14 protein-coding genes are annotated in these 18,618 nt (G+C 68.1%); 7 read left to right on the top strand and 7 right to left on the bottom strand.

Annotation, left to right across the window (positions count from 1 at the left end; all coding sequences use genetic code 11):
- Nucleotide 1 precedes the first annotated feature (1 nt).
- Genes OG607_RS41570 through OG607_RS41590 form a run of 5 tightly spaced genes read left to right on the top strand, consistent with a single transcriptional unit; the run spans nucleotide 2 to nucleotide 4,486 of the window.
- Nucleotides 2-1,228, top strand: a complete 1,227-nt coding sequence (locus tag OG607_RS41570) for an ATP-grasp domain-containing protein (protein WP_405734940.1) — start codon at nucleotides 2-4, stop codon at nucleotides 1,226-1,228.
- The gene (locus tag OG607_RS41575; RefSeq protein WP_405734942.1) at nucleotides 1,225-2,103 is read left to right on the top strand and encodes a DUF317 domain-containing protein; all 879 of its coding nucleotides are present in this window, start codon (nucleotides 1,225-1,227) and stop codon (nucleotides 2,101-2,103) included. Before OG607_RS41570 ends, OG607_RS41575 begins: the two co-directional genes overlap by 4 nt.
- Nucleotides 2,104-2,133: 30 nt before the next feature.
- A complete protein-coding gene (locus OG607_RS41580) occupies nucleotides 2,134-2,622 on the top strand; it encodes a hypothetical protein (RefSeq protein ID WP_405734944.1) in 489 nt (162 codons plus the stop codon).
- Nucleotides 2,623-2,682: 60 nt separating this feature from the next.
- Nucleotides 2,683-3,468: a DUF317 domain-containing protein gene (locus tag OG607_RS41585; protein ID WP_405734946.1), complete on the top strand. Its 786-nt coding sequence runs from the start codon at nucleotides 2,683-2,685 to the stop codon at nucleotides 3,466-3,468.
- 37 nt (nucleotides 3,469-3,505) lie between these two features.
- A complete protein-coding gene (locus tag OG607_RS41590; RefSeq protein WP_405734948.1) occupies nucleotides 3,506-4,486 on the top strand; it encodes a collagen binding domain-containing protein in 981 nt (326 codons plus the stop codon).
- A gap of 98 nt (nucleotides 4,487-4,584) precedes the next feature.
- On the opposite strand, the gene OG607_RS41595 is transcribed toward OG607_RS41590, so the two are convergent.
- Together OG607_RS41595 and OG607_RS41600 are read right to left on the bottom strand one after the other, a co-directional pair.
- The gene (locus tag OG607_RS41595) at nucleotides 4,585-6,489 is read right to left on the bottom strand and encodes a UvrD-helicase domain-containing protein (RefSeq protein WP_405734950.1); all 1,905 of its coding nucleotides are present in this window, start codon (nucleotides 6,487-6,489) and stop codon (nucleotides 4,585-4,587) included.
- A gap of 23 nt (nucleotides 6,490-6,512) precedes the next feature.
- Nucleotides 6,513-8,483, bottom strand: a complete 1,971-nt coding sequence (locus tag OG607_RS41600) for an ATP-dependent nuclease (RefSeq protein WP_405734952.1) — start codon at nucleotides 8,481-8,483, stop codon at nucleotides 6,513-6,515.
- A 279-nt stretch (nucleotides 8,484-8,762) separates the two neighbouring features.
- Between OG607_RS41600 and OG607_RS41605 the strand changes: the two genes are divergently transcribed.
- Entirely contained in the window at nucleotides 8,763-9,509 is a 747-nt protein-coding gene (locus tag OG607_RS41605; RefSeq protein ID WP_405734954.1) for a hypothetical protein, read from the top strand.
- 118 nt (nucleotides 9,510-9,627) lie between these two features.
- Here the strand turns inward: OG607_RS41605 and OG607_RS41610 are convergent, their stop codons facing one another.
- The 3 genes from OG607_RS41610 to OG607_RS41620 form a co-directional block, all read right to left on the bottom strand.
- On the bottom strand, nucleotides 9,628-10,545 hold the full coding sequence (locus tag OG607_RS41610; RefSeq protein WP_405734956.1) for a hypothetical protein: 918 nt from the start codon (nucleotides 10,543-10,545) through the stop codon (nucleotides 9,628-9,630).
- Nucleotides 10,546-10,699: 154 nt separating this feature from the next.
- Nucleotides 10,700-11,365: a DUF6233 domain-containing protein gene (locus OG607_RS41615; protein WP_405734958.1), complete on the bottom strand. Its 666-nt coding sequence runs from the start codon at nucleotides 11,363-11,365 to the stop codon at nucleotides 10,700-10,702.
- A 156-nt stretch (nucleotides 11,366-11,521) separates the two neighbouring features.
- On the bottom strand, nucleotides 11,522-11,776 hold the full coding sequence (locus OG607_RS41620; protein WP_405734960.1) for a hypothetical protein: 255 nt from the start codon (nucleotides 11,774-11,776) through the stop codon (nucleotides 11,522-11,524).
- 709 nt (nucleotides 11,777-12,485) lie between these two features.
- On the opposite strand from OG607_RS41620, the gene OG607_RS41625 reads away from it, so the two are divergent.
- Complete coding sequence (locus OG607_RS41625; protein ID WP_405734962.1) at nucleotides 12,486-16,163, top strand: hypothetical protein; 3,678 nt, start codon at nucleotides 12,486-12,488, stop codon at nucleotides 16,161-16,163.
- Between the two features lie 89 nt (nucleotides 16,164-16,252).
- On the opposite strand, the gene OG607_RS41630 is transcribed toward OG607_RS41625, so the two are convergent.
- Together OG607_RS41630 and OG607_RS41635 are read right to left on the bottom strand one after the other, a co-directional pair.
- Nucleotides 16,253-17,098 (bottom strand): hypothetical protein, encoded by an 846-nt coding sequence (locus OG607_RS41630; RefSeq protein ID WP_405734964.1) that lies wholly within the window; start codon nucleotides 17,096-17,098, stop codon nucleotides 16,253-16,255.
- Nucleotides 17,070-18,428, bottom strand: a complete 1,359-nt coding sequence (locus OG607_RS41635) for a tyrosine-type recombinase/integrase (protein ID WP_405734966.1) — start codon at nucleotides 18,426-18,428, stop codon at nucleotides 17,070-17,072. Before OG607_RS41635 ends, OG607_RS41630 begins: the two co-directional genes overlap by 29 nt.
- Nucleotides 18,429-18,618: the final 190 nt, after the last annotated feature.

Below are 18,618 nucleotides of genomic sequence, written 5' to 3' on the forward strand. Positions count from 1 at the left end.
CTTGTCCCACCCCCTCGTGCTCGTCGTTTCTCCCGGCGACGAGACCTATCGCGGCTACTGCCTTGAGCAGGTGGCCGCTGCGTACGACGTCGTCCTTCTCACCAGCGCCGAGCCGTCGTGGGAGAAGCCAGTCATCGTCGACCACGCCGTCGTCGACCTGAGCGACCCCGCAGCACTGCTCGCCGGCGGCCGGTCCCTGGCCGAGCGCCACGACCTCGCCGGCGTTGTCACCTGGGACGAGTGGCACCTCGTCCCCACCGCACGCCTCGCCCGTGCGCTGGGTCTGTCCTCGAATTCCGTCGAGGTGGTGCGGGCCTGCCGCAACAAGGCGACCGCCCGTAGCCTGTTCGCCCGCCACGGGGTGCCGTCGGCCGCCTCGATGAAGGCGCGGACCCTGCTGGAGGCCGGACTGGCGACGATGACGCTGGGCTACCCGGCCGTCATCAAGCCCGCAGCGTTTGCTGGCAGCATCGGCGTGATCCGCGTCGACCGGCCCGAAGAACTGCCCCCGGCTTTCGCGTTCGCCTTGGCCGGCGCGAGCCGCAGCCGCGAGGACACCGGCGTCTTGGTCGAGGAGTACCTCGATGGGCCGGAATTCTCGGTCGAATGCGTTACCCACTGCGGCGCGACCACTGCGGTCGCCGTGACCCGCAAGAACCTGGGCCCCGCACCGTACTTCGACGAGACCGGGCACACCGTCGATGCCACCGACCCGCTCCTGGCCCAGGTCGCCCCAGCCGCCGCCGCTGCGGTCAAGGCCCTGGGGATCACCGACGGCGTGCAGCACGTCGAGCTGCGCCTCGTGGACGGCCGGCCCCGGCTGATTGAGGTCAACGCCAGGATCGGCGGCGACATGATCGGCCACCTTGTCCGCCTCGCCACCGGCATCGACTTGCCGAAGGCCGCCGCCGACCTCGCCTGTGGCCGAGCGCCGGACCTCACCCCGACCCGCAGCGGGGCTGCGGGCATCCGCATGCTCTACCCGGCCGCCTCCGGGGCCCTCACCGCACGGCACATCAACCAGCCGTTCGCCGCCCACACCCCGTGGCTGCGGCAGGTGCAATGGATCCGCGAGATCGGCGACCCGCTCCTCCTGCCGCCCGAAGGCGACCTGTTCACTGCCCGGGCCGGGTTCTACATCGTCACCGGCCGCAACACCGCCGAGGTCACCGACCGCCTCGACACTGCCGCTGACGAGATCACCGTCGCCACGAGGGCGGACCGATGAGCCACCAGCCCCAACCGCTCCACGACATCGATATCGACGGCGATGTCTACGTCTCCCCACGCCATCTCGCCTCCACCACAGGGACCGGCGACCCCGCCCTCGCCCCGCTCCTCGACCTCGGCTGGGACCACCACTACGACGAGGACTCCAATCTCTACGTGAGCGCTCCCGACCGGCGCGTACGCCTGGGCTACCTGCCCGAAGGCGAGGACGACGGGCTCTGGCGCATCAACGCCTACAAGGACTCTTTCGGCCCGCCAGCGTGGGGCGTCTGCTTCAACGACCGCGTTCCCACCGAGTTCGTCCAGGCGTTCACCACCCTCCTCGCCGCGGCGTACGAGCAGGGGCCGGACGCCTACTTGGCCCGGCCGGTCACCGGGATCGACGAGCACGATCCCTTCCTCGCCGTCGTCCCCCTACTGAAACAGGGCTGGGAGATCGACCGTCCCCGCTGGGGCGTCTTCGCCGTCCAGGCACCGGACGGCCTCGCCGGCATGGAGTTCACCACCGGCGACCTCGATCCTGAAGCCGAGCTGACGACGCGGGACGCCCGCTGGCAGCTGTGGGCGGGCAAGTCCATCGACCGGCCCGTCTGGTACGCCACGGCCAGCACCGACACCCCCGTCGCCCTGCTCACCGCCGTCACCCAGTGCATCGCCGATCCGGCTCCACTACCCCGGTGGCGGCAGGAAACCTTCAGCTACATCAAGGGCATGGCCCAGCTCGCCCCCATCCTCCCGCCCGGACCGCCCGCCCCCACCCCGCTTGACGTGCAGCGGGCCGTCGCGTCCCGCCGCCCGGCCGCGCTGCCCGCGGCCAGCGTCCCGCGCTGGAGCACCACCAGCCGACCGGCCCTGCCCAGCCCACGTCGCTGACACCAGCCCGACCCCGACCGGAGACCCCTCTTGTCCCCGCAGGCCCCCGAGTTCTTCGCCGAGCTGCGCCTCCCCTTCCACGACAGCACCGTCGTGGGCAACACCTACTACGCCGCCCCGACCCCGGGCGCACCCCTGCGGCTGCGGATCGACTTCAGCGGCACCATCCACTCGGACACCTACGGCGGGCTGCGGGTAGCGGTCGTCCATCCGGACCGCGGCGAGATCGACGCGGTGGCGCTCAGCTTCGTGGATCACGGCACTTTCCACCGCCGCGACGAAGCGACCAATATCCGGCCGAACACCAAGCAGTACGGCACCTTCGACAAGTACCACCGCCCTGGCCGGCCACCGTGGGAGGGGGCCGTCACCACCGGGTTGCGCGATGCCATCAAGCAGTACACCGCTGTCTGGTTCCCCGGCGCCTGGACCGCGTCCGTGCCGAGCCCCGCCGCGGGCCGGACCGCGCACACGGCTCCCGCCAAGCCAGTCGCCCGCAGCGGCGCCCGCGCCCGCTGAGCCGCGCCTGCATCGCAGACCTTGGCGTTCCGCACTCTTCCGGTAGGAGCCCTGCCCGTGATGACCCACCCCTTTGAGAACCTCGACCCGGCCCAGGCCGTGCAGGTCCTTCCCCGCCACCTCGCCGGGCCCGGCGCCGTCGACCCTCGCACCGCATGGGCCTTCCCCTTCGACGAGGGCTGGCCGTTCGCCCAGACCGACGAAGGCACGGCCGCGGCTTTCAGCCCGTGCCTGCGACTGCAGACCACCTACGACCCCCAGCCCGACAAGCCCGGCAAGGGCACATGGACCATCAACGCGCACCGGGCTCCGTTCACCCCGCCGACCTGGCGGATCACCTTCGACGCCACCACCCCCGTCGAGCTGCTGCACGACGTCCATGCCGAGTTGCTCGACCTCTACCTCGAAGACCGCTACAGCGACCAAGATCGGCTGTTCGAGGACGAGATGGCGCCGCACGAGGCGTACGCGCCGCTGCTCACCCGCGGCTGGAGCCATGAGGTCAAGACCGACGGCACACAGACCTTCCTCCCCCCGGAAGGACTCGGCGGCGTACGCCACCGATACGCCATCAGTGGCTCCAGTGGGCCGGCCTGGCGGTCCTGGGGCGGATACCCCAGCGAGCCGCACTGGAGGGCACGCTTCTCGTTTGGCACGCCCACCACGCTTGTCGCGGCCTTCACTGCTTCGCTGATCTCCACCGAGCCACTGCACCGCACCGTCCAAGACGTACCTGTCCACACCCGCCGGGCCCTCTACGTCACCAGCACGACAGCCAAGCAGCTTCGCGGCAACACTCCTGTTGCCCCGCCGCCTCCCGCCCCGGTCTCTGGCCGAACCCGATGACCTTCCCCGCCCCCTGAGCAAGGAGTCCTCTTTCCTCGTGCACGCACGTTTCGTCCGATCCGCCGCCGTCGCTGTCGCGGTGACCGGCACCCTCACTTGGGCGTCGGCCGCGAGCGCCCAGCCCTCCGAACCGACCCCCTCGGCCTCTGCCGCCCTCGCCGAGACACTGGCCCCGGACGCGGGCAGCGTCGAGATCACCATGAAGGACACGGCCGGGGATGTACTCCCCGGCGCCGCGTTCCTGCTGCTCGACTCCGCCGGCCAGGACGCCGGACGCGGGAAGACCGACGCACAGGGGAAGCTGGCCTTCCCCGACCTCGCTCCGGGCGTCTACCGGCTCAAGGAGACGGCTTCCGGCAGCCCGCTCCACGAGGTCGTTGCCGACCAAGACGTCATCGTCACCCCGGGCGCGACCACACGGCTGACGATCACCGACCCGTTCAAGGCGGCCAAGGTCCTCCTGCAGGCCAAGGACGACAAGACCGGCAAGCCCCTGCCCGGCGCGACCGTGAACATCGGTACCGGCGAGTCGACGCTGCTCACCCTGACTACCGGGGCCAAAGGCACGGCTTCCGGAGATCTGCTGGTATCGAGTCGGAAGACGCAGTTCTGGGTCAAGGAGATAAAGGCCCCCGCCGGCTACGACCTCTACAAGCCGTCCAAGACGTTCACGGCGGGCCCCGGCGCCCCGGTGACTGTGACTGTCACCAACGTAAAGGGCACCACCGGATCAAGCCCCGATCCGACCGAGAAGCCGACGGACCATCCCACCGCGTCCGGCAGTGCGTCGCCCAGCCCGACGTCTTCCGCCGGGACGGACGCCGACACCTCTCCGGCGGCCGACGCGTCCGGCGAGGCCACGTCGAAGGCCCCAGTCGGCTCGCTCGCCCACACCGGAGCCGACGCCAGCCCGTGGCTCGCGGGCGGAGCAGGTCTCCTAGTCGTCGGCGGTATCGGACTGGTTGTGGCCGCCCGCATCCGCCGCAGCGGTGCGAACACCTCGCCCGGTGAGGGCTGACACAACTGCACCAACTCTGACACCAGGGCCCGGGAGTCTATGACGACTCCTGGGCCCTTCGTCTTCTCAGATGGCGGCGAAGTGGTCGGCAGGCGCCGCTACCCGTGGTCGATCTCGGGCACGCCCGCCTCAGTGAGCATCGTGAAGAGGTCGCCGATGGGGCCGTTACGGTCGGTCCGGTCCGTGGTGAAGATCAGCCGATGTGCAGCCCGGGACAAGCCGACGAAGAAGGTCGATGTCCCTTCTCGCCGGTCGCTCCCGTACGCCCACCACTGTCTCGCGTGGATGCCCAGGAAGAACACGGTGTGGTATTCGAGGCCCTTGCTGCGGTGGGCGGTGAGCAGGACGACGGCATCAGCGCCCTCGAACTCGTCGAGCACGTCCCCCCAATCCGCGGTGCCGTTGATCGCGGTCTCAAGGCGCGCCTCGAATGCGCCAAGGATAATATCGAAATCCTCCCCGGGGGCTGCCGACTTCACGTAGCGGCGGAGGGCAGCGCCGTCGAGGAGGCCGACAACCTGCTTGACGGTGTCGGTGGCCGACGTGGTCGCCGGTGGGTGAGAGCGGAGCCATGCGCGCAACTGGGTGGTCAGTTCGGCCAGGTTCTCGCCGACGCGGTGCTGGGCTACGTCGTCGTCGGTTGCTCCGTGGACGCGTTCCATAGTTGCCGATACGTCCCGCCAGACCTTGGCGAGGCCACGAGGTTCGTTGGCCAGCCGGAACAGACCCAGCAGGAGACGGGCGGTATCGCTTTTCAGGAGGTCTTGCAGGGTCATCTTGCCGAGACGGGCGTCGTCGTTGCGGACTCTGATGCCGTGGGCGGCAAGGCGGGCACGAAACAGCGACTCGAAGTCTGTGATCTTCTGCCGAGCGATGAGCGCGAAATCCGACGGCGTACGGTCCGAGGCGGCGATATCCCGGGCGATCCAGTCGGCGATGAAAGTTGCCTCCTCGTCGCTGCTGGAGAACGTCCACAAGACGGCCGGCTCATGCCCGACTTCGGCGGTGGCCTTCGAGGTGGCCCGTACCGTGGTCGGGTCCAGTTTGCTAGCGATGACGTGCTGGAGCTCTACGAGGGCGTCGCTGGATCGGAAGTTCCACGCCAGGGCGTAGGAAGTGGCGTCGAAGGCTTCGGCGAAGCGTTTGACGGCCTCGGGTAGGGCGCCGGCCCAGCCCATGATCCGCTGCTTGCTGTCCCCGACCGCGGTGACCGCGGTCCTCTCTCCGAACACGGAGGTGAGGAAGGAGAACTGCGCGCTGGTCGTGTCCTGGAACTCGTCGACGAAGACCACGGGGTAGGTTAGGCGCAGGGCGCGTCTGAGCTTCGGCACCGCCCGGACGAGCAGCTCGGCGAGCCGGTTGAGCATGACGAAGTCGACTTCGGCTGTTCCTGACCGTAGGTAGCGGGCGCGCCACCACTCGCGTACGGCGTAGGAGACGGCATCGACTTCGTCATCCGTCGGCAGGCTCTCGGGTAGGTCCCAGCCGCCCACGTTGTCGGGGACGAAGCGCTTGGGCTGGAAGCCGAGTTTCCCGGATAGGGTCGGCGGTGCCGAGAAGGCGACGCCGTTGAGGAATTGGCTTACCTCGGAGTCGGTCGTAAAGCGGATGTCGTACCCGTCGCTCATCCGCCAGTCCACGGGCAGCGCCGCCGCGAACCGGTCGACCAGCCCCTTGGTGAACGCGTCGAACGTCATGGACGTGAATCGACGCGCGTGTTCCGGAACCCGGGAGGCGACCCTGCGGCCGAGGTTGGCCGCGGCATCTTTCTTGAACGAGATGGCCAGGATGCGCTGGGGCCACGGGCAGATGCCGGTTTGCAGGAGGTAGGCGGCGCGCTGAGCGAGGAACTCGGTCTTGCCCGCGCCCGGACCTGCCACGACTGCCACATTGCCGGTGTCCCGCAGAGCTTCCCACGCGACCGGTTCGAGGTCCGCGATCCCGATCGGCCGCCAATCCTCCGCAGGAATCAGTGTGGTGGCACGCGGCTCCGGCGGGCTCACAGGGCCTGGCTGGCCGGGGACGCTCACAGGGAGATCTTCTCCTGGATATGGCGCACCAGGGCCCGGAGCACGTTGGGCACATCCGCCTTCAGCTCCGCGTTGCTCAGGCGGCCGAGCGCGCTCATGTGCGAGCTTGGCTTTGACCGGTTCACGAACAGATAGCGGTACCAGCCCAGCCGCTCAAGGCGCTTGGCGTTCTTCCAGTAGTCCGCCCTGGTGCCGTTCTCGCCCATGACCGTGATGGTGGGATCGCCGGCACCCGGCCCACGTTCGCCCGAGTCGAGGAGTGTGTAGGCGTCCTCGAACGCCCTCAGCATGGCGTAGTCGAGATCGAGGGGCGTGGCGTAGAAGACGCCGAACGTACGCAGGTGCGCCAGGATCGGGCGAATGGCATCGACTTCGAGGTCGTCGGTGATGTCGCTGATGTCGTCGTAGCCGGCGAGCCCTTCCAAGGGCTTCAGCCCGCTGGCGGCAAGGCGGTTGCAGGCGTCGCGCAGCCGGGCAGGCCCTGCGCCTTCCTTGCCGTAGTCGAGATCCAGCAGGGTGGCGTGCGGGATGTCCAGGTCGTTCAGCAGCTTCCACATGTGGTTGGTGTGTCGGCCGCCGAGCGGCACCATGGCGACGAACGACGGATCCAGCTGGACGCCGTGGGCCTGGGCGATGCGGGGGATGACCAGTTGCTCGGTGTCGCCTTCGCCGAGCACCACGAACTTGGCGAAGTAGAGCTCCGGGTGAGCGCGCACGGCCTCGCGCACGTACTTGCCGGCCTCCGTGGTGTCTTCAGGGAGGGTGATCTCACGGACCGATGCGGTCGTGGTGGCTGGCTCTGTGCGGAAGTACCGGACGTCTTCGGGACGGATACGCGCCATGACGCTGGCGGAGTGGCTGGAGAGGACCGTCTGCGTTGCCGTGCTGCCGCTCAGTTCCTGCAGCTGGGTGATGATCCGGGACAGGAAGAACGGTGAAAGGCTGTTCTCGGGCTCCTCGACCGCGATCAGGGTCAGGTTCGGCAAGTGGGCGCTGTCCACCGCGAAGTCATCGGCGTGCTGGCCGTCGTTGATCGCGGCCTCGACGTCGAGGGCGGCTGCCACCAGGGCGAGGTGCAGCAGTGATCGCTGCCCGTCGCTCAGTGCGCGGGCGGGGCGGGGGCGACCGTTGTGGTCGGGCCCGAAGACGAGTTCGGAATCGCGGACCAACTGGTTGAAGTCGCCATCGAGGAGGCGCAGTTTGGGGTCCGAGTGCACTCCCGCGTCGTGCAGTTCCTGCCACCGAGCAGTGAGCGCTCCTTCGACCGCCTGGACGACGGGTTCGTCGGTGAACTTCTCGGCGACCTCGGCCGCGTTCTCGCTGACGAGGTCACGCAGGCCGCTCGACCACTGCGCGGCTCGCCAGAGTCGGCTGCGGAGGAAAGACGTCACCTGGCGCACGCCGTCGCGGGACGCTGGGATGTAGACCATCTGGATACGGCTGCGCTCCACCGGAGTGAGCGGTGCGTAGTCATCCTCGCCGTACTCCTCGGCAAGGGTGTTGACGATCACCCGCGTCTCGGTGACGGCACCCTCTGCCGTGCCGTCATCGACCCATTCGGCCCGGAGCACCACCCGAACCTTCAGGTCGCCCTCCTCCGTGGCGGCCATGCGCCTGAAGAACTCCGGGACCAGCCGCGGCACTTCGTCCTGGCCTTGACGCTTCTCGCCCTCTGCGGCGCCACCGTCGTCATCTCCGTTGAGTTCGGGGAAGGCGAGCACGGCTTCGATCGTCAACTCGCGAGTGGGAGGCGTGTCGGTCTCGTCGAGGGGGACGTGAAAGTCGTCCACGCGTACGGCCCGTTCCTTCGCGGATATCCCGAACAACCGCAGCAGCGCCTCACAGGCCGCGGTCTTGCCCGAGCCGTTGGCGCCGATGAGTGCAGTCATGCCCGGATCCAGGCGGACGGAGGTGCCCTCCGGTCCGAAGCACTTGAAGTTCTTCAGCACGAGCTTCTCGATGAACATTCGTCACTTTCCGGTCCAACGATGTCATGAGCGGTGATACCGCGCGGATGACGGTATCGGAATTGTGTGATCTACGGGCCAGTTCGATCAAAACCATCGGGTACCTGGCCGACGTACCCAATGGGTGGGGACGTAGAGGGTGGTTCTCTCGCCTTTGGGCAACGGGCTGATTGCCCTGTCCCGTCAGGCTCGTGGCCGCACTCGACGCTCAGAGAACGCCCGCCGGACGCCGGGACGGCCAAGGCAGCTGTCTGCATTGTGCCTGGCTAGGCTTCTGCAGTGACCGAGTCCTCCACGCTGCCCGGAGACCCTTCCGAGCTGCGCCTGCACATCTCCTACGACGACGTGCTCTTCGACACCCCTCAGGCCGACACGCTGGAGCGGTGGGATGTGTCCATCCTCCATCGCCGCCGCGTGTACGACGCCGGTCGCTGCTGGGCGAGGCCCGGTGAATGCGCCACCCCGGAATGCTCTGCAACTGCCGTGCAGGATGTCGCGGTCGGGTCGATGACCTTCTTCAAGGTGCACCTCGACCGAGGCAGGAACGCGTTCTGGGCCATGGAAGAGGAGTCCGAGGAACTGTATGAGACCGCCCAGGTCCTCCTGAACCCGGCGACAGGCAACTTCACCGACGATGCCGGCGAGGTGCTGGAGTACGTGGGCTCCGCCCTGCTCGTCATGGACAGGGTGACCCTGCAGGAGCCGTGGCGCGGCCACGGCCTCGGCGCGGTGCTCGCCATGGAGGCCATTCACCGGCTCATGGCCGGCTGCCGAGCTGTGGCGTGCTCGCCCGGCGTCACCGACCTCAGCGGAAGCCGTTTGAAGGACCGGGCCGAGTGGGACCGGGTGTACGCCAAGATGGCCCAGGGGTGGGAGCGCATCGGGTTTCGGCTCTACCGGGACAACGTCTTTCTCCTCTCGCCCGCCTCGCAGGTGTTGGAAGAGCAGCGCGGAGTGCTCCGCGCGCGATTCGCGGAACTCTGCGCCACCTGGGCAAGCATCCCAGCTCGCCACACGTCGACTTGACCGGCGTGTGGTCCCGTGGCCCAACGTGCCCGAGAGCATGGAACGTGGGGTCACCAAATCCCCTGCCCCGTTCTTGACGAGGCGTGCTCACGGGGCGCGACCGGTTGCACGTGGTCCGTCAGCGCGTCTGTCGGATGCGGACTGCCTCTGCGGCGTGGGACGCGGCTTCAATCAACCCGAGCTCGCCGGCGAGCGTTCCGACGAAGGCGTCGACAGCCTCAATGGCGCGGCCCTCCAAGGTGGTCGGCTCAGCAAACGTCGCCGCGAACGCACCGGTGCCAGCGGCCAGGATGGGCCGGCGAGCCTCGTAGTCCGCCCACATCGGCCGATGAACGGCGCGCACCCGGTCCAGAGCTGATTCGTCGATCTCCTCATGTCGAAGACGGGTGATCGTCTGTTGCTTGGCCTTCCACATCGCGATGTGGTGCTGGACCGTGACGGGTCCGAAAGGACCTGGTTGCGCCCGTTCGATCCGTGGCGAACCCGGCAGAGCCGGCCAGGGCGAGTACAGCTCCGTCAGGACCGAAGTCAGCCTCTCCAGGTCAATCCGCCCGGTCCGTTCACCCTCCTCCAGGACCAACTGAGCAGCGCGGCGTTGCTTCAAACTGGCCAAGGGATGGGCGAGCTGATCAACGACGGCGCGAGCGGTTTCGCTCCGCTTGGCGGCTGTTACCCGGCCTGTGGCGCGGGCATGGGTGCGCCAGGCCCGACGCGCCTGCGGGGTGAGCACCACGGTGTCGTCGATCAGCCATAGGTACAGCACCACGCGGACCAGCGAGCGCTGCGGAACACGTCCCAGCGGGGAGCGCTCGCGGGCCTCCAGAAGTTTGGTGAACAACTCGCGTTGTTCTGGCGGAAAGACCCGCGGATCGCTGCCGTGCGCGCTGGTCTTGCGCGGCTCCGGGTTGGCGAGCAGCCCCTCCTCGACCCAGGAGGTCACCATCCGGGCAGTGGCCTTCACCCCGAGCGCGAGCGCGTCGGCAACCAGATCGGCCGAAGTGCCCTCGACCCGCGCGGTGACCTGATCTCCGTTCATGGCGCCGAACTTACATCCAGATTCGGCCCTTGCGAGCTGCACTCGCCGACCTCCAGCAGCAAGGCTGAGAGACGTAGAAACTGCACCCCGCACCGTATCCCGGCAAGGAACAAGCGGTGCGGGGGCAGCCGACCCGTCCCCAGAATGGAGACCGTCATGTCCCACCGTACGCACCGCGCTGATACGAAGCGGCAGCGCGCCGACCGTCCATTTCCTTCTGGCCTCGGCCAGACAGCGGTTTACGCCGGTACCACGACGCTGGTCGGCGGGCTGGTTCGCGCGCTGCTTCACTTTCTTCATCTCTCCGCCGGATCCTGGTGATCTGCAGGTTCGGGGAAGGAAGGCAGTTCTCAGGAACGGCGACTACTGCCGGTGACCTGTGGGCAGGGACGTCGAAGTCCGGCGTCCCTGCCTGCCGTCGCAAGTGATGAGGCTCTGTGAATCTCCCCGCCGGGTGATCGGGTAGGCCGAGAAGTTGCTCGACTTGATTCCTCGGCCTGATCCGCGCTGACCTGCGGTCGGGTGCCACAAGGGGGCTGGCAAAGCCGGCGATGTGCAGTGAGGTGTCCGGTCGGCAGATCGGGCAGGCCGGCACCCCGGCGGTGGCGAGGAGGCGGCGGGCCTCATCTTGGCCGACCGACCGTGTTCGGCGGCCGGCCATGCCGCAGTCGCCGACATGCACGGCCAGTGGGTGTCCCGTGGCGCGGTTGAGTTCGAGGATCCAGTCCGGCACCGGAGGACGGCGAGCCCGGCCGCGCTCCTCTTCGGCCTGCCGCCGCCGCAGTTCCACGGCTTTGCGGTCGATGCGCTCCAACCACATGGCATGCCAGATCCGTATTCTGTGGAATCAGCTTTGTCAAGTCCGCGGCTCAGTAGCCAGCCGCGGTCGGCGAGCTTGGTCTCTTCGTCCGAAGCGGCTCCAGCCTGCCGCGCACCGACACATCCAGGCCCAATTGCTCGCCAACCGTCCTGACCTTCACCGGGCCGCACCCTCGTCGGCCGCGTCGCTGCGGTGCGGGATCAGTAGGATCGCCCGCCCGGCCACCTCCGCCGACACTGGAGCGACCGCCTCGACATCGGCCTGGGCCTGCTCAGCCAGACGATTCAACACCCGCTCCGCGATCGCCAGTTCCTTCCGCTCGACCTGCACTTCCTGCAGCTGCTTGGTCAACTGCTCGGCGAGGGCGTCCAGTTCGTTTCGGCGAGCGGTGCTCCACTGCCGCTCCTGCATCTCCGCAGCCTCCCGCGGTCTCATGGCGTGCCGACTTGCTGACGGATCGTAGGCGGGGGCCCGTCACGGGCGCAGCCGAACCCGGCAAACTATCGGAACCGGACATGCCCGATGATCTACGCCATGGTCATCAGCCGCCGACTGGCACGAGTACCCGAATCGCCACTCACACCAGACCCATGACCTGTGATTTCCTGATGCACACCTCTCAATGGACGTCACCGCACATCCAAGCGTCGCGACCGAGAACTGGCGAACCTACGCGGTCACAGCACTAGGCGGGGTCGGACGCTGGCCGCCACGTGGCGGCCGGCCGGGGGTGGTCAGGTGAGGTGGTCCAGGAGCCGGGCGATGATGGCGCGGACGATGCCGGAGGCGGCACCGCGCAGGGCTGCTCCGGCCAGGGCGATGCGCTCGCTGCGGGTGAGGCGCGTGCGGGGCATGAGGTCCTCCACAGGAGTGTGGTGGGTGGTTGGGACAGCCGGCCGGCTTGCTGTCCACCCTGAGCCCCCTGCAGAGATCGACTCTGAGTTGCGACGAGTCTCCAATGGGCGTGCCCTTTACCGCTGTTCAGACCATCGCGGAGAGGAGGATCCGGGACGATGGTGAGATGAGTGGCGACACGGGGGGCGGCCGGCCGCAACGGAACGACGAGGGCGCGAGGCGGCCGCGGCAGTTGCAGCGAGCGCGGGTGGGATGGCCGCCGGCGTTGCGCGAGCTCAAGGACCTGCTGTACGAGGTGTACCTGGCGGCAGGCGCCCCTGCCCTGGATGAGATCAGCAAGGCCATCGCAGACGATGACAGCCTGCCGGGGGCGCCGAGCCGGGACACCATCCGCCGAGTTATCTCCGACGTCGAACGACCCGGTCAGCAGGCCGACGTAGTGGCTGTGGCCACGGTGCTGGCCCGCCGCGCAGCGTGGGATGCTCCGGATCTGGCGCGCCGGGTGCGGGAGCTGTGGGTACGGGCCCGGATGGCGCAGGGCGCTGGCCGCCTGATCGACGAGTTCCGCGGCGATCCCGAGCTCGTCCTGGACCGCGGTCTGGGCATCCACCCGGCGCTGGACATCGGCGGCGCCCGCGACCGGTTCGGGGTGCTGCCTGTCTACATCGAACGAGGGCACGACACTCAGCTGAAGGCCGTCGTTGCGGCGGCGGCACAGGGGCGTAGCGGGATCGCGGTTCTGGTAGGGGCATCGTCCACGGGCAAGACCCGTGCCCTATGGGAGGCCGTCCGTGAACTGCCGGACGACTGGCGGCTGTGGCATCCTCTCACCCCCACCGCCCCTGAGGCGGTCCTGGCCGCCCTGCCAGACGTCGCTCCGAAGACGGTGCTGTGGCTGAACGAGGCACAGAACTACCTGGCCGCGGAATCGCTCGGTGAGCAGGTCGCGACGGGCCTGCGGGAGCTGCTCAACGACCCGTTGCGAGCTCCGGTGCTGGTCCTGGGCGCCCTGTGGTCCGAACACTGGAACACCCTGACCACCCGCCGTACCCCTGACCGGCACCCCGGTGCCCGCAAACTCCTGGTCGGGCACAAGATCGACGTACCGGACGCCTTCACTCCGGCCAACATGACTGCACTCGACGGTGCTGACCCCCGGCTCGCACAGGCCGCCCAGCATGCCAGGGGTGCGCAGATCACCCAGTACCTGGCCGGCGTGCCTTACCTGATGGACCGCTACCAGGCGACCCGAGGCGCCACCCTGGCGCTGGTCCATGCCGCGATGGACGCCCGCCGCCTGGGCGCTGGCCCTCACATTCCGCTGGCCTGGCTCGCCGACGCCGCGCCCGGGTACCTGGATGACGGCGAGTCCGAGACTCTCGACGATGGCTGGCGGGCCCATGCCCTCGCCTGGGTCACCGAGCGTTGCAACGGTATCCGCGGCATCCTCACTCTCGTTACCGCCAGCAGTCCCCCCAACGAGCGCACCCGCCGTCGGCCCGACGCGAGGGGTACCCCCGCTGACCGGTCCGCATCCCGTCAGCAGGGGGAGCACTACGTGCTGGCCGACTACCTTAACCAGCACGGCCGCCACCATCGCTCCGGGATCATTCCGCCCATCGCTTTCTGGACCGCGGCCGCCCGCCATGCGCACCCCACCGACATGACCGAGCTGGCTAATTCCGCCTGGGAACGCGGTCTCTACCGCGATGCCGCCCAGCTCCTCAAGCACGCGGCCAGCTACGGCTCCGCCCGGGCCGCGAGCACGCTAGTTAAGGTCTTTGGCATCCTTCAACCCACCGACCCCCGCCCCGCCCAATGGGCTGTCACGTACACCGCTCTCGACGACCTCCACGCCCTCGACGATTTGCTGCGGGTGTTGCGGGAAGCGGGGGCGGTGGAGCAGGGCATCACGCTCGCCAACCGGGCCGCCACCGACGCCCCCCTCGACGACCCCCGCGACGTCTACGGGCTGCTGCGGGTGTTGCAGGAGATGGAGGCGACGGAGCAGTTCATCACGCTCGCCAACCGGGCCGCCACCGACGTCGCCCTCGACCTCAGCTCTTCCGGCCTCAAAGCATTGGTGAGGACGTTGCAGGAGGTGGGGGCGACCGAGCAGTTCATCACCCTCGCCAACCGGGCCGCCACCGACGCCCCCCTAAACGATCTAGCTGCCGTCCGAAAGTTGCTGGATACCTTGTGGAGGATGGGGGCGGCCGAGCAGGCCATCACACTAGCGAAGCGGCTAGTCACGGACGGCGCCGTCGACGAAGCCTCCGACCTCGAAGATTTGCTGCGTGCGTTTTGGAGGATGGGGGCGACGGAGCAGGTCATCACGCTCGCCAACCGGGCCGCCACCGACGTTGCCTTTCCCGACCCGTTCGCCGTCCCCGGTCTGCTGCAGGCATTGGAGCAAGTCGGGGCGGGTGAGCAGCTCACCGCGCTCGCCAACCGGGTCGTCACGGACGTCACCCTCGACAACCCGTACGGCATCGCCAGCCTGTTGCTGGCGTTATGGGAGGTGGGGGCGGGTGAGCAGGCCATCACGCTCGCCGACCGGGTCGCCACGGACGTCGCAGTCGACGACCTGGCCGCCGTCAGAGCGTTGCTGCCGGAGTTGCGCGAGGTGGGAGCGGGTGAGCAGCTCATCACGTTCGCCAACCGGGTCGTCACGGACGTCGCCGTCAACTCCCCGTACGGCATCGCTAACCTCCTGCTGGTGTTGCGGGAGGTGGGGGCGGTGGAGCAGGTCATCGCGTTCGCCGAGCGGGTCGTCACGGACGTCGACCTCTACGGCCCGTTCACCGCCAACGCGTTGCTGCCGGTATTGCGGGAGGTGGGGGCGGTGGAGCAGGTCATCGCGTTCGCCGACCGGGCCGTCACGGACGTCGCTGTCGACGACGCCCTCGCCGTCCACGGGCTGCTGCAGGCGTTGCGGGAGGTGGGGGCGGTGGAGCAGGTCATCGCGTTCGCCGACCGGGTCGCCACGGACATCGCCATCGACAACCCGGACACACCAGACATGATTCGGTTGTTGCAGGTGGCGGGGGCGGGTGAGCAGGTCATCGCGCTCGCGGAGCGGGTTGTCACGGACATCGCCCTCGACCAGCCGTCCATCGTCGTCTCGCTCCTGCAGCATTTGAAGTTCGTGGGGGCAGCCGAGCAAGTTGCCCGGCTGCTGACCCGTTGCCCCGCTGCGCTGGTTGCCCTCGACGACCATAACGGCATCGCAAACTTGCTGTGGGAGTTGCGGGAGGTAGGGGCGGCCGAGCAGGTCATCACGTTGGCCGAGCGGGTCGTCACGGACGCCGCAGTCGACGACCCGGCCGCCGTCAATGCATTGCTGTCGGCGTTGCGGGTGTGGGGGACGAGTGAGCAGGCCATCGCGCTCGCCAACCGGGTCGTCACGGACGTCGCCGTCGACAACCCGTACAGTGTCGGCGAGCTGCTGGGGGTGTTGCGGCGAATGGGAGCGGCCGAGCAGGCCATCGCGCTCGCCAACCCCGTCGTCACAGACGTTTCGGTCGACGACCCGTCCCCCGTCCCCCAGCTGCTGCGAGCGTTGCGGGAGGTGGGGGCGAATGAACAGGTCATCGCGCTCGCCAACCGGGTCGCCAGGGACGTAGCCCTCGACGACCTGACCGCCCTCAAAGAGGTGCTGCGAGCGTTGCGGGAGGTGGGGGCGAGTGAACAGGTCATCGCGCTCGCCAACCGGGTCGCCAGGGACGTAGCCGTCAACGACCTGACCGCCGTCCAAGCCTTGCTGCCGGTAGTGCGGGAAGTGGGAGCGGCGGGGCAGGCCGACACGCTGGCAGAGCGGTTGATTGCCGCAGGGCATTTCGACCTATTCATAAACCTCGGAGAAAACCAGAAGCACTTCAGACTCGGACGTGAACCTGACGGGAGGGCTGCACCGTCGTGGACGTGGGATGACTTGGATTGAGCGGCCAGGCCTGGCGTAGCCAGCCATATCCCGCAACAACCGCGGGGACTGGCGGGTTCAGCAGGCGCCGCAGAACGGCTCAGCGGCCGTCACTCTGTGTCATCCAATGATGCGTCCTCACCAGTTCCGAGGCTGTAGTAGAAAGGCGAAGGCCTGTCGATTCCCGCACGCTCCAGGAACAGCGCCTCGTAGTGCTGCAGCAGCTCCATGCCGGAGTCGACCTCCGGGGCCGTCCCGTCCTCCTTGAAGCTGCCGAGAAGAAGCTGCGTCCAGCGCTGATCGATAACTGACCACACCACCAGGTGCGAGGGCGCGAAGAATACCCACATGGCGTCGATCTCGTCTGCCAGTGTCGGGGCAGCCAAGGTGTGCGCGATCAGTGGGTCGAGACATTCCACGTAGGGCCGGTCGAAAAAGTGGGACACGATGAACACCACCCGTGCCCTATCGGGCGAGGACTTGTCCCGCAACTGCTTTGCGGCCTTGAGGATCATCGACTGGGCCGCCCCGATGACACCGTTCGCTGACACGACCGCCGCCCCATGAGCGCTTGGCTCCTCACCTCGCTTCAGCGCTCGCGAGACTGCTGCGTCGTGCTCGCGGAAGTCACCAGGTATCGACTTCACCTCGAAGTCGGCGAACTCAACACAGTTGCGGCCGAGCAGCGAAGGCAGTGCTTGGCTGTCCGAGTCCGCCACGCGGTAGACAAGATCTACACCGCCGCTGACGTCGACAGCTACCGGCACGATGCCGAGATAGGCGGTCGTCAGCATCGCCGCGAGATGCTCGCCCGCGGGCAGCTTCAACTCTTTCAGGTCCTTCGCCGGTACGTGCGCGGGCAGTGCTTCCGTCGCCCAGTCCATCACCTCGTAAGTGATGGCGATGACGTGGGTGCCGATGGCTCCGTCAAGGCTCTTGGCGCTGTCGTCGCTCATGGACGCGAGTGTGGCACCGCCCCAGCGGCACGTCACGGTCGTCGTCCGTGTCCCGTCGGACTTCGACGATCGGCAGCAATTGGCGCGGGGTTGGACCAGAAGGCGTGGGGATATCTGCAAGTCTGCCGAGAAGCTGGTCGATCGCGGTCTGACCGTCGGTGACGGCTGCCTGTTCGTCCTCAGTGAGCGGGATCGAGACTGCCATCTTCTGCAAGTTGTCCTTGGCTTCGAGCAGTTGGGCTTTGGTGGAGTCTTTTGGGGTGTAAAAGTCGCAGCGGGCGCAAGCCATGCGGTGCGGGCACTGCTCGAAGAACGTGTAGGTGCAGAAGCCGTGCCCCAGGTCGTAGTGCTGCCACGGTTCCCCAGCCGCGGCAGCGCCGGATACGACAGCCTCACGGTCGACGAGGACCTCGACGGTGCGTACGTTGCGGGCGAAATACCCGGCGTCCTCGTATGCCTTGGTCAGCGTGTTGGGGCTGATCTTCGCGTAGTGCTGGGTGGACTCGGGAGACCGGTGCCCGAGCCATGCCTGCAGTTCGAACAGGGTCATCGGCTCCTTCGCGTTGTATAGCTGGCTGGCGATGGTGGAGCGGGCCCGGTGGCTGGTGATGCTGCCGCGGGCATCAGTTGCCGGAACGCCGGCCTTGCGGCACAGCATGGGGATGATGCTGCTGTTGATGTAGCCGCTGGAGACGGCGCGTGCGCGGTAGGAGAACAGGAGGTCGACCTGTTCTCCCGTGCGTTTGTCGGTGCGTTTGGGCTGGCTGGGGCGGAGTGCCTGCCAGACGTTGATGGCCTGCCCGAGCAGCGGGTCCACCGGCTTGGTGAACGCTGTGCCGGTCTTGTGAGCGGGCACGTCCAGGAGGCAGACGGCGTCGCGGGCGAGGATCTGTGTGGAGTTGCCGGCGACGGGGTCCCCGTCGTGCTGCCATCGGATGCACCCCAGGCGTAGGCGCGCGATCTCGTTGCTGCGCTGACCAGAGAAGAGCCAGGTCAGCGTGATGGCGCGGACCAGTTCCACGGTGTAGGTGGGACCGCCTTTACCGCACGGGACGTCGTGGGCCTCCAGATTGAGCCCGGCCCACAGCAGTTTCGCCCAGACGTCGTCGGCGATGACGCGAGGTCGGGGGCCGATGAGGGCGTTGATACTGCGCGGCAGGGCGAGTGCGCGCTGGGGGTCGAACCGGCGCGGCAGCCACTCCCAGTCCTGGATATCGCGGAAGAAGACGCGTACGGCACGTATGAGGCCGGCTTTCGATTCGGCTTGGAGCGGCTGGCCGAGGCGCTCCTGGAGGCTGCTGGTGCGCAGGACGTAGTCGCCGATCTTCATGCGGTCGACGGCCGCGATCCAGGCCGCGCAGGTCTGCCGCGTCCAGGCCGCAGGATCAGCGGCTTCCGGCTGCTGATCTGCAACCCACCGGCCGGCTTTCAAGAGCGCGGCCCGGCTGTGGAGACGGGGCCGGTGGGTCATGGTCGTCGTGGCCGTCCACCGTTCCACCCACTCGCCCCATGTCGGTGGG

The sequence above is a fragment of the Streptomyces sp. NBC_01537 genome, from assembly GCF_045040445.1.
Classification (GTDB): domain Bacteria; phylum Actinomycetota; class Actinomycetes; order Streptomycetales; family Streptomycetaceae; genus Actinacidiphila.